Origin of the sequence: Kitasatospora sp. NPDC093806 (assembly GCF_040683335.1) — a bacterium.
Taxonomy (GTDB): Bacteria; Actinomycetota; Actinomycetes; order Streptomycetales; family Streptomycetaceae; genus Kitasatospora.
Genome location: NZ_JBFBDO010000094.1, coordinates 22,704 through 33,274, shown reverse-complemented (window position 1 = coordinate 33,274; position 10,571 = coordinate 22,704). Strand labels below are relative to the sequence as shown.

Genomic DNA, 10,571 nt, shown 5'->3' with positions numbered 1-10,571 from the left:
CACGCCCTCCCGGTCGGTGGTGTGGTCGTCCGCGAAACGACGGTCACCCGTCGCGTCCGGCACGTGCTTCACACAGACAACGATCCTCAAGCTCATGAGCGGTTCTCCTGGTACGGGTGCACTGGTCCGTGGCCTCCGGCCATGCCGAGGGTACTGAGTGCCAACTCCGGCCCGGCCGCGCCCCGCGTGCGTCGTGCGCCACCCGGACCGGCATGCCCTGTCGGCTCTCTTCGACTGTCGTCAGAGGCTCTCCGGAGAGGATACGGCACTCAGTACCCCTCGTAAAGGAACTCAGTACCCTTTGGCTGCTTCGGGCGGGCGTGCGGGCGGGTGTGCCGGTGGCTCGCGGGTGGGCTCCGGATGGGCTTGCGGGCGACCGCAAGGTTTGCGCAAGCAATGGTCAGGACCCGGCATGGATTCCGCCAGAACGCCCGGGCAGACCGACGCCGGGGCCGCCGAGACCCGGGGCCCCGGTCCGGGATCAAGGAGGGGGAACGACATGACCTTGGTGCACGGGGAAGCCGACGGAATCGACCACGGGGGACGGGACGAGGGACGGCGCGATCCGGGAGAGGGGACGGCACGGCAGCACGAGGGCCGGTCGTGGGCCACGCTCACCGGCTGCAAGGAGGTGCTGGTGGTCGTGCACTCCATGGTCTACGGCCAGCGGCTGCACGACATCTACCCGCTGCTGGGCGCGGACCTGCGGATCCACGTGCAGTTCACGGTCGCGCCGCACGCGTTCAACGGGGGCGCGGCGGCGCACGTCCGGCGGCTCGGGGGCACGGTGCTGCCGTGGGCGGAGGCCGTCCGGCGGGAGTTCGACCTGGTGCTCGCGGCCGGTTCGCAGGGACTGGACCGGCTGCGCGGGCCGCTGGTCCGGCTGCCGCACGGGGCGGGGCACATCAAGCTGTCGCCGCCGACGGGCGGGCACGGGACTGCTTCCGAACGGAGCGTCGCCGGGTTCGGGGCCGAGTACGTCACCTGGAACGGGCGGCTGGTCCCCGCCGCGTACGCGCTCGCGCACCGGGACGACCTCGCCGAACTCGAACGCGGCTGCCCGCAGGCGCTCCCGATCGCCGAGGTGGTCGGCGACGGCTGCTACGACCGGATCGCCGCCGCCCTCCCCGCCCGCGAGCGTTACCGCGCGGCGCTCGGGCTGCGGCCCGGCGAGAAACTGGTGCTGGTCTGCTCCACCTGGGGCAGCGGCTCGCTGTTCACCCGGCTCGACGCCGTCCTGCCGCGGCTGGCCGCCGAACTGCCCCGGCACGGCTACCGGACCGCGCTGCTGGTCCACCCCAACGTGGCCGCCGCGCACAGTCCCTGGGCCGTCCGGTCCTGGGCGACGGCAACGGCGCGCGGGGCGGTCACCGTGCTGTCGCCGGAGGAGGACTGGCGGCCGCTGCTGGTCGCCGCCGACTTCATCATCGGCGACCACGGCTCGGTCACCCTGTACGGCACGATGACCGGTGCGCCGATCCTGCTCGCCGAGTTCCCGCACCGGGACGTCAACCCGCGCTCGCCGGGCGCGCTGCTCGCCCGCACCGCGCCGGCGCTCAGCCCCGCCCACCCCCTGACCGGCCAACTCGCCTACGCCGCCGAGCAGTACCGAGCGGCGGAGTACGCGGCGATCGCGGCGCGGATCAGCTCCGAACCGGGCCGGTTCGACCGCCGGATGCGGCGGCTGCTCTACCGCGTCCTCGGCCTGGGCGAACCCGCCCACACGCCGGAACCGCCCGCGCTGCCGCTGCCCGCACCGCTGTCGCTCGGCGGCGGGGTGGACGGGGTGGGCATCGAGGGAGCGGGTGTGGGTGGCGTCGGTGCCCCGGTCGGGCGGGGTGAGCGGTGACCGTGCTGCACACCGTGCGGCTCGCCCCGGCCGACGGCCTCGCGCCGTCGGCCGGGGCGCCTGCCGCGCTCTTCGAGGCCCGCGTCCACTCCCCCGCCGGGGTCTGCCACGGGCTGCTCACCAGCCGTCGGCCGACCGCACCGCATTCCTTCGTCGATGAGCACCTGGCCGTCGACCTCACCGATCCCGACGCCGCCCACCGACGCCACCACGCGGACGTGCTCCACCTCGGCACCACCACCTCCGGCCGGGCTGTGGACCGGCTCACGGCGGTCCTGCGGACGCACCCCGGGTGCGCGGTGGCGACCGCCGACTGCGGGTCCGGGGTACTGCTCGTGCTCGCCCGGACCGGCGGGCGGTTGGCGCTCCGGCTCCGTGCGGGCGGCGGCCGGGCGCCGGCCGCCTGGCAACGGCCGGCCGTCGGCTCGCTCGCCCACGCCTGGCTGGCGGCGGGACGGACACTCGCCGAGATCACCGCACTGGCCGCTTCGCCGCACCACGCCTACGAGCTGCTCGACGACCTCCCGGGACGCGCCGAACGCCGGTCCGGCCCACCCCCCGGCCCCGGCCGCCGCGACGGCGGCCTCACCCCACCCCCGGGCCGCCCACCAGGCCGCCACCCCGGCCGCTGACGCCGGGGACGGATGGGGGGTCGGCGCCGCCCCGGCACGAGCACCATGCCCTCCAGCCGGGCCGGCCCCGGCTCCCCGCCGCTTATCGGGCCGCCCGGCCCGGTGCAGGTGGCGCCGGGCCGGGGGTCCGCCGGCGGCCGGCTATGTGCACGGGCAGGTACCTCCCTCCCCGTCCTCCGGGTCCGCGTCGGGTGGGGTGGTGAGGGTGCCGAGGGCGTCCAGGCCGGCGGTCAGGCGGGCGGTGTCGGGGGCGGCGAGGGCCTGGTAGTGGGCGAGGGACTCGCGGTAGCGGGCCGCCGCCTCGGCCGTGTCGCCCCGGTCGCGGGCGAGGTCGCCGACGAGTTCGAGGACGCGGGCCTCCCAGTGCCGGGCGCGGCCCGCGCGGAACTCGGCGAGCGCCTCCGCGTAGCTGCGCCCCGCCTCCTCGTACTCGCCCAGCGCCGCCTGGGCCTGCCCGAGGAAGGCGAGCGCGCGGGCCGCCTCGTACGCGGCCGGGACGGCGGCCAGCTCCCGGTGGGCGCCCCTGATGACCGGGGCGGCCTCGGCGGGGCGGCCGTCCGCGAGCAGGACGTCGCCGAGCGCGAGCCGGGCCAGGGCGGTGCCGCGGACGTAGCCCCGGGCCTCGCGCAGGGCGATGGTGGCCCGCAGGCAGTGGGCCGCCTCGGCGAGCCGGCCCGCCGTCCGGTGGGTCTGGCTGAGGCCGTAGAGCGCGTCGGCCTCGACCAGGGGTTCGCCGACCGTCCGGGCCAGCCTGAGCGCCTCGGTGAACCACTCGGCCGCCTCCTCGCCCTCGCCCGCGTTGCGCAGGCCGGTACCGCCGGAGGTGAGCATCCGCAGTTCGCCGGTCCGGTCGCCGGCCGCGCGGGCGGCGGTCCGGCCGATCCGGTGCGCGTCGATCCAGAGCCGGGCCGGGCGCAGCCGGAGGAACAGCGGCCACATGGCGTCGACGAGTTGCCAGGCGGTGCGGGACCGGCCGGTGTCGGCGGCCCAGCGCAGCGCGTCCGCGAGCCGTCCGGTCTCCGCGTCGAGCCAGCCGACGGCCGCCGCGTCGTCGGCGAACTCCCGTGCCCGGGGCACCGGTTCGACGGTGTAGTCGCGCCGCTGGGTGCGGTGGCTGGGGCTGAGCAGCGCCTCGGCGGCGGTGGCCGAGGCGAGGTACCAGTCGAGCACCCGGTCGACGGCCGCCTTCCCCTCCGGGAGTTCGCGCAGTGCCGCGGCGCGCGCCCGGGCGTGCAGTTTCACCAGGTCATGGAAGCGGAACCGGCCCTCCTCGATCTCCTCCAGCAGGTGGACGTCGATCAGCCCGTCGAGCAGCCGGTCCGCCTCGGCCGCCGACAAGTCGCCCACCGCGCACGCGACTTCGAGCGTGAAGACGGGGAACGGCAACAGTCCGAGCAGCCGGTAGAGCCGGACCGCGTCCGCGCCGAGCACCTCGAAGGAGGCGTCCAGGGCGTGCCGGACGGCCTCCCCCTCGACGTCGAGCGCGGCGAGCCGTTCGGACTCCTGGCCGAGTGCCTCGGCGGTGGCGGCGAGCGGCTGCACCGGGCGGGCGGCGATCCGGGCGGCGGCCAGGCAGACGGCGAGCGGCAGTCCGGCGCAACGTTCCACCACCTCGGCGGCGGCGTCCCGTTCCCGGGCCACCCGGTCCTCGCCGACCCGCTGGGCGAGCAGTTGCGCGGCGGCGGCGTCCGACAGCACCTCGACCGGCTGGAACACCGCGCCGTCTATGCCGAGCCCGGTGAGCCGGCGGCGGCTGGTCACCACCACCACGGCGTGCTCCGAACCGGGCAGCAGCGGGCGGACCTGGGCGGCCGTGGAGGCGTTGTCGAGCAGGACGGCGATCCGGCGTTCGGCGGCCAGCGAGCGCCAGAGCGCCGCCCCCTCGGCGAGGCTGCGCGGCACCGGGCTGATGCCGAAGGCGCGCAGGAACCCGCCCAGCGCCTCGGCCGGGTCGGCGGGACCGCCCGGGGCGTGGCCGCGCAGGTCGGCGTAGAGCTGGCCGTCCGGGAAGCGGCCCGCGAGGCGGCGCAGCCACTGCGCGGCGAGCACCGTCTTGCCGACCCCGGCCGGTCCGGTGACCACCACCGTGACGTCGGCCGCTTCGGGGGATTCCTCCAATGACCGGTCCAGTGCCGCGAGTTCGTCCTCACGGCCGACCAGGCGGCGCGGGGTGGGGGGAAGTTGGCGCGGCACCGGGAGCGCGGGGGCGGCGGGAGCGGTGGGGGGCGGGCCGTAGACGGTGAGGTGCTCGATCCGTCCGGCCTGGACGACCGAACCGCCGACCTGGGCGCCGGACACCGTGTTCCGCTGCTCCGCACCCGGGCCGGCGGCCGGCCGCGCGCCCGGGCCCGCTCCCGGTCGCTCGGCCGGACCCGGTCCGGACTCCGTGAACACTGGCTCCACTGGCTCCCCCTACCCGCAGAACGACGGATCCGAGTGGCAGGGCCGCGTGGCGATCATCGGGTGATCAAAGTGCTTGCGGTCGATACCACATGACGCGCGGTCATATGGAGAATATGTCAATTGGCGCCATCCCTGAAGCAGGCATGCGCTATGGCAGAGCGCCCCGAAAGCATGGGATGCTCACCTGCGACACGGCAAGCTGGTAGCCAACCGGCGGGGGGCGTCGAATATGGAGTTCCACCTTCTGGGTTCGGTTGAACTGTCGGTGAACGGCGAGTTGTTCACGATTCGTTCGGACAAGCGACGCCGGCTCCTCGCGGCCCTGGCCCTGGACGTCGGGCGGCCGCTTTCGCACGAGTGGCTGGCCAACCGGCTCTGGGACGAGGAGCCCCCGCCCAGCGCGCTGGCCAGCATCTACAGCCATGTCTCGCACATTCGCGCCGAGTTGCGAAAGGCCGCCGCCGCGGAAGGGGCGAGCTCGCCGCACGACACCCCGACCATCACCAGAGGATCGCACACATATTCGCTTCGTGCCGATCCCCAACAGGTCGACTGGCACCGCTACCTCGAACTCTCCCGCAGCGCCCGCCAACTCGCCGAGAACGGTGACGACGTCCAGGCCCGCACCGTACTCAGCCGCGCCGAGGAACTCTGGCGCGGCGAACCGCTGGCCGGCCTCCCCGGCAGCTGGGCCCAGTCCACCCGCGCCACCATGGCCGACCAGCGCCTCGCCACCACCCTGCTCCGGGTCGAGATCGACCTCCGGCTCGGCCGCTTCGGCGAACTCATCCCCGAACTCACCGCCCTGCGCGAGGAACGCCCCACCGACGAACGGGTCGCCGCCCACCTGCTGGTCGCCCTGCACGGCGCCGGCCGCCAGGCCGACGCCCTCGCCGTCTACCCCGCCATCGTCCGCCGCCTCAACGCCGACCTCGGCACCACCCCGGGCGCCCCCCTCACCCGCCTCCACGAGCGGATCCTGCACAACTCCCCCGTCACCGAACTGTTCGCCCGGCCCGGCGCCCGGGGCCCGCGAGACCCCACCCCGAGACCGCACCGGCGACCGGAGGGCAACAGGTCCAACCTCCCCGCACCGCCGAACCTCGTGGGGCGCACCGAGGAGCTGGACCGGCTGCGCTCGGGAACGGCCCCGGTGCCCACCCGGGGCGGGGTGATCACCGTGGAGTCCATCTCGGGCATGCCCGGCGTCGGCAAGACCGCGCTCGCGCTGGCCGTGGCGCACCGGCTGCAGGCCGACTTCCCCGACGGCCAGTACTACATCCCGCTCCGGGCCGTGTCCGGGCCGCAACCGCTCAGTTCGACGGCGGCCGCGACGAGCCTGCTACGGCTCCTGGGCGTGGGAGTCGCGGAACTCCCACCGGACGGCGAGAGCGTCACCGCGCTGTGCCGCAAGCTGCTGTCCGAACGAAGAGCGGTCGTCATCCTGGACGACGCGGTCGGCCCCGAGCAGGTCCGGGACATCCTGCCGTCCGCCCCGGCGGCGCTGATCATCGTCACCAGCCGCCGACGGCTCACCGAGCTGTCACGGGTGCGCTCGCTCTTCCTCGACGTGCTCCCGCTCGCCGACGCCGTCGAGCTGTTCACCCAGCTCATCGGCCCCGAACGGGTCTACCCGCCGGCCCGGATCGCCGTGGTGGTCCGCCAGTGCGGATTGCTCCCGCTCGCCATCGAACTGGCCGCCAGCCGGCTCAAGGCCAGACCCTCGTGGTCCCTCGACCACCTCATCCGGCGGCTCTCCAGGAAGAGCCGGCGGCTCATCGAGATCCGGGACGGGTCCGCCTCGGTGGCGTCCGCCTTCGAGGTCTCCTACCAGGAGCTCTCCGCCGAGCAGCGCCGCGTCTTCCGCCGGCTCGGCCTCCACCCCGGCCCGGACTTCAGCCTCCACGCCGCGGCGGCACTCGTCAACCACCCGCTGGACCAGACGGATCAGCTGCTGGAAGGCCTCATGCAGCTCCACCTGATCCAGGAGCGCTCGCCCGAGCGGTACCAGTTCCACGACCTGCTCCACGAGTACGCCGTCACGCTCGCGCAGCAGGAGGAGAGCGCCGCCGAGCGCGAGGCCGCGCTGCTCCGACTGGCCGGGCTCGCACTGTACGCGAGCGATCGGGCGGATCGGGCCGTCTATCCGAACCGGCCGCGACTCGATCTGCCGACGATCGATCAGTTCCCGCTCCTGGACGACCTGTTGGCCGATCTCGACCTGCGCGATCCGGACTTGGCGCGCGCCTGGCTGGAAACGGAACGCGTCAGTCTGATCGCCCTCGCCACCGCACTGCGCGACCGCGCCCTGCCGGATCCCGCCGGCTGGCTCGCCCACATTCTGGGCGCCGATCTCGACGCGCAGGGATTCTGGTCCGACGCCCACCGGACCCACCTCGCGAGCGTCCTGCACTGGCGCACGTCCGGAAACACCCGGCACGAAGCGTGGTCGCTGCTCGACCTGGGCTCGACCCTCATCCAGCTCTCCCGCTACCCGGAGGCGGGGCAGACCCTCAGCCACGCACTCACCGTCGCCCGCGAGGCGGAGGACCCCGAGGCCGTGGCCGAGATCCTGGGCAAGCAGGCCGCGGTCCACTGGGCCCAGAGCGACCTCGCGTCCGCCCTGGCCGTCCAGCTCAGCGGCATGGAGATCCGCCGGACCATCGACGACCACTGGAACATCGCCCGTTTCCTCTGCAACGTCGGCGTGATCAACATTTCGATGGGGAACCACCGGGCGGCCCTGGACGCGCTGACCGAGGCGCTCCCGTACGCCCAGTCGTTCACGGATTCGAGCCTGGAATTCAAGATCCTCAACAATATCGGCGAGATAAGGCTCGGAATGCGCGAACGCAGACCGGCCCGGCAGGCCTTCGAGCGGATCATCAGGATCAACGAAGGAAACGTCTCCCAGCTCGATCTGGCGACGGTCAAGACGAATCTCGCCGCCACCCTGGACGTGCCCGGGGAATTCGCGGCCGCCCAGGACCTGTACCACTCCGCCCTCACCACGTTCCGCGAGCTCGGCAGCATCCGGCACGAGTCGGACGCCCACAACGGGCTGGGCGACCTGCTGGGCGCGGCGGGGCGCCACCGCGAGGCCGCGGAGCACCACGCGAGGGCGCTGGCGCTGGCACGTTCCGTCGGCGCCGCGCGCGAAGAGGCGGCCGCACTCCGGGGTTTGGGACAGGTTCACCTCTTGCAGGGCAACCTCGAACAGGCCGTCGACGTTCTGATACAGGCGTCGACGCTCGCCCGCACGCTCCAGGCGCGGCAGGAGGAGGCGCGCGCCGGGGAGCTGCTCGTCGACGCCCACCTCGGGCTGGGGGACGCGGCGGCGGCCCGGGCTGCGGCGGAGCGTGCGCTCGACCTGCTGCGTGCGCTTGAGGTGACGGGTTCGGCGAATCTTGATCGCCTCATGGAAGTGATCAACACGGGCTGAACACAAGGCTGATCATTTCAAGTCAATCGGCTGGCACACCCGACTCAGTCATACCAGCCTGTCACACGTGCGCACTAGGCTTCCGGGCATAGCGCAGCGAACCATCGCGCCCAGAACAAAGGTGCACTGACAATGAAGAAGTTGAAGCCGGTCGTCCGCGCCGTCGCCGCCCTCACCCTGGGGTTGGGAGCGCTTGGCGGCCTCCAGCAGGTCACGGCCACCGACCTGCACCGGCCGACAGTCGAGGACGGGTCCGCCGGCTCCCGTTCCACGGTCTCCATGCCGATCTGGGCGGCGGGGGCCATGGACAGCTGACAGCCTCTCGGGGTGCCTCGTCCGGACGGGCGGGGCACCCCCTTGGTCGTTCAGGGGGCCGTGGTCAGGGGGACGGCGGCTTCGGGGGTGAGGATGCGGGCGGTGAGGGTTTCCTGGAGGAAGAGGGTGGCGGTGTCGGGGGTGTGGGAGAGGTAGCCGACGGAGACGTCCTGGCCGAGGAGGAGTTCGAAGTCGCCGCCGCGGGTGGAGAGCAGGAGGGCGCCTTCGATGGCGGGGGCCCAGATGAGTTCGCCGTCGAGGAGGCGGGCGATGTGGCTGGCCACCGGGTAGCCGTGGTCAGACGTCTCTTTGACGGCGGTGAAGGTGTCGGCGCCGAGGAGGAGGGCGTAGGGGCCGCCGATGCCGGCGAGGCGGAGGGTGGTGAGGGCCTGGCTTACGGCATTGGGGTAGTCGCGGACGTCGGTGGGGAGCGGGATGGCGGGGTTGGTGGTGGCGGTGCGGATGCCCTCGATGCCGGCGGCCGGGTAGCCGTCGAAGAGGGCGCGGTCCTCGGCGAGGGCGAGGGTGCGGGCGGCGTCCTTGACGGGTTGCCAGTCGGAGTCGCGGGAGCCGCGTTCGACGTCGTCGACGGCGGCGCGGTCGACCGTGAAGGGGACCCGGAGTTCGACCAGGGGGCGGGACTCGCGGGCGTGGGCGAGGACGCCGGGGGCGGGGGGTTCGATGGGGGTCAGGTGGCCGGTGCCGACGGCGGCCAGGGTGGGGCCGTCGGGGCCGCTCAGGTCGACGACGCGGCGGCCGGCGAGGTGGAGGGTGAAGGTCTGGCGGGCTTCCTCCTCGATCTCCGCCCAGGCCGCTTCGGAGACGGGTGCCAGCTCGCGGTGCAGGTTGTTCATGGCGCGGGGAATCCTTTGGTCCTTTTCAGGCTGCCGATGGCGAGGGAGCCGGAGGGAGAGGGAGAGGGGGAGGAAGGAGGCGAAGGAGAGGCGGAAGGAGCGGGGGGCGGGTCGGCGAGGAAGTCGGCGGGCGGGACGTGGAAGAGCGAACCGGTGATGGCGGTGGAGAAGTCGAGCAGCCGGTCGTGGGTGGCCGGCGGGCGGCCGGTGAACATGTTGCGGAGCATCTCCTCCGGCACGGCGGGGTCCCGGGCGTAGCCGATGAAGTAGGTGCCGGCCTCGCCCTGGCCCGTCGCCCCGCCGTCGAAGCGGCCGAACGGCATGTTGCAGCGCAGGATCTGCCGCTCCTCGCCGTCCGGGCCGGTGACCGAGGTGAGGGCGACGTGCGAGTCGGCCGGCTTGGCCGCGTCGTCGAACTCGATGTCGTCGGCCTTGGTGCGGCCGACCGCGCGTTCCTGCTGTTCGACGGGCAGCGCCTGCCAGGCGGCGAGGTCGTGCAGGTACTTCTGCACCAGGACGTAGCTGCCGCCGGCGAAGGCCGGGTCCTCCGCGCCGATCAGCACGGCGTCGGCAGCGGCCCGGCCGTCGGGGTTCTCGGTGCCGTCGACGAAGCCGAGCAGGTCGCGCGCGTCGAAGTAGCCGAAGCCCTGGGTGGCGTCGACGACGGTGGCGGCTCCGGCGAGGCGCCGGGTGATCCGGCCGGCGAGTTCGTAGCAGACGTCCGGCCGGCCGGCGCGCAGGTGGAACAGCAGGTCGCCGGGGGTGGACGGGGCGCGGTGGCGGGGGCCGGCCAGCTCCGGGAAGGGGTGCAGGGCGGCCGGGCGGGGGCCGGCGAAGAGGCGGTCCCAGGCCGCGGAGCCGATGCCGGTGACGCAGGTGAGGCCGGTGTCGGGGGCGCGGAAGGCGATGGCGTGGCGCAGGCCGTCCAGGTCGGGCAGCAGGGCGCGGACGGCGGGCTCGCCGCCGGGGTCGACGGTGAGGACCAGGAAGATCGCGGCGGTGGTGAGCGGGGCGAGGACGGGCTGCGGGGTCGGCGGGTCGGCGGGGAGGGGTGGCGCTGGGGGCATCGGCAGCAC

7 protein-coding genes and 1 pseudogene are annotated in these 10,571 nt (G+C 74.0%); 4 read left to right on the top strand and 4 right to left on the bottom strand.

Translation table 11 applies throughout. The annotated features are described in order from the left end of the window. A pseudogene (locus AB0N76_RS31140) lies at positions 1-96 on the bottom strand (electron transfer flavoprotein subunit beta); the annotation flags it as partial. 403 nt (positions 97-499) lie between these two features. Between AB0N76_RS31140 and AB0N76_RS31135 the strand changes: the two are divergent. Both AB0N76_RS31135 and AB0N76_RS31130 read left to right on the top strand, forming a co-directional pair. Further along, entirely contained in the window at positions 500-1,849 is a 1,350-nt protein-coding gene (locus AB0N76_RS31135) for a hypothetical protein (RefSeq protein WP_363562827.1), read from the top strand. Further along, positions 1,846-2,481, top strand: coding sequence for a hypothetical protein (locus tag AB0N76_RS31130; RefSeq protein ID WP_363562825.1), 636 nt, complete (start codon positions 1,846-1,848; stop codon positions 2,479-2,481). Before AB0N76_RS31135 ends, AB0N76_RS31130 begins: the two co-directional genes overlap by 4 nt. Before the next feature lie 141 nt (positions 2,482-2,622). On the opposite strand, the gene AB0N76_RS31125 is transcribed toward AB0N76_RS31130, so the two are convergent. Next, complete coding sequence (locus AB0N76_RS31125; protein WP_363562824.1) at positions 2,623-4,779, bottom strand: tetratricopeptide repeat protein; 2,157 nt, start codon at positions 4,777-4,779, stop codon at positions 2,623-2,625. A 334-nt stretch (positions 4,780-5,113) separates the two neighbouring features. Here AB0N76_RS31125 and AB0N76_RS31120 point away from each other — a divergent pair, with 334 nt between their 5' ends. Then, on the top strand, positions 5,114-8,326 hold the full coding sequence (locus AB0N76_RS31120; RefSeq protein WP_363562822.1) for a BTAD domain-containing putative transcriptional regulator: 3,213 nt from the start codon (positions 5,114-5,116) through the stop codon (positions 8,324-8,326). Between the two features lie 132 nt (positions 8,327-8,458). Further along, a complete protein-coding gene (locus AB0N76_RS31115) occupies positions 8,459-8,641 on the top strand; it encodes a hypothetical protein (RefSeq protein ID WP_363562820.1) in 183 nt (60 codons plus the stop codon). A gap of 50 nt (positions 8,642-8,691) precedes the next feature. Here AB0N76_RS31115 and AB0N76_RS31110 read toward each other — a convergent pair whose 3' ends face one another. After that, a complete protein-coding gene (locus tag AB0N76_RS31110; protein WP_363562818.1) occupies positions 8,692-9,495 on the bottom strand; it encodes a family 1 encapsulin nanocompartment shell protein in 804 nt (267 codons plus the stop codon). Then, positions 9,492-10,562, bottom strand: a complete 1,071-nt coding sequence (locus AB0N76_RS31105) for a Dyp-type peroxidase (protein WP_363562816.1) — start codon at positions 10,560-10,562, stop codon at positions 9,492-9,494. The genes AB0N76_RS31110 and AB0N76_RS31105 overlap by 4 nt, the downstream gene beginning before the upstream one ends. Between the last annotated feature and the right edge of the window lie 9 nt (positions 10,563-10,571).

Bases quoted from the DNA above. Each gene is read 5' to 3' on its own strand.
- AB0N76_RS31120 (WP_363562822.1), top strand. From the start codon at position 5,114: ATGGAGTTCCACCTTCTGGGTTCGGTTGAACTGTCGGTGAACGGCGAG.
- AB0N76_RS31115 (WP_363562820.1), top strand. From the start codon at position 8,459: ATGAAGAAGTTGAAGCCGGTCGTCCGCGCCGTCGCCGCCCTCACCCTG.
- AB0N76_RS31110 (WP_363562818.1), bottom strand. From the start codon at position 9,495: ATGAACAACCTGCACCGCGAGCTGGCACCCGTCTCCGAAGCGGCCTGG.
- AB0N76_RS31135 (WP_363562827.1), top strand. From the start codon at position 500: ATGACCTTGGTGCACGGGGAAGCCGACGGAATCGACCACGGGGGACGG.
- AB0N76_RS31105 (WP_363562816.1), bottom strand. From the start codon at position 10,562: ATGCCCCCAGCGCCACCCCTCCCCGCCGACCCGCCGACCCCGCAGCCC.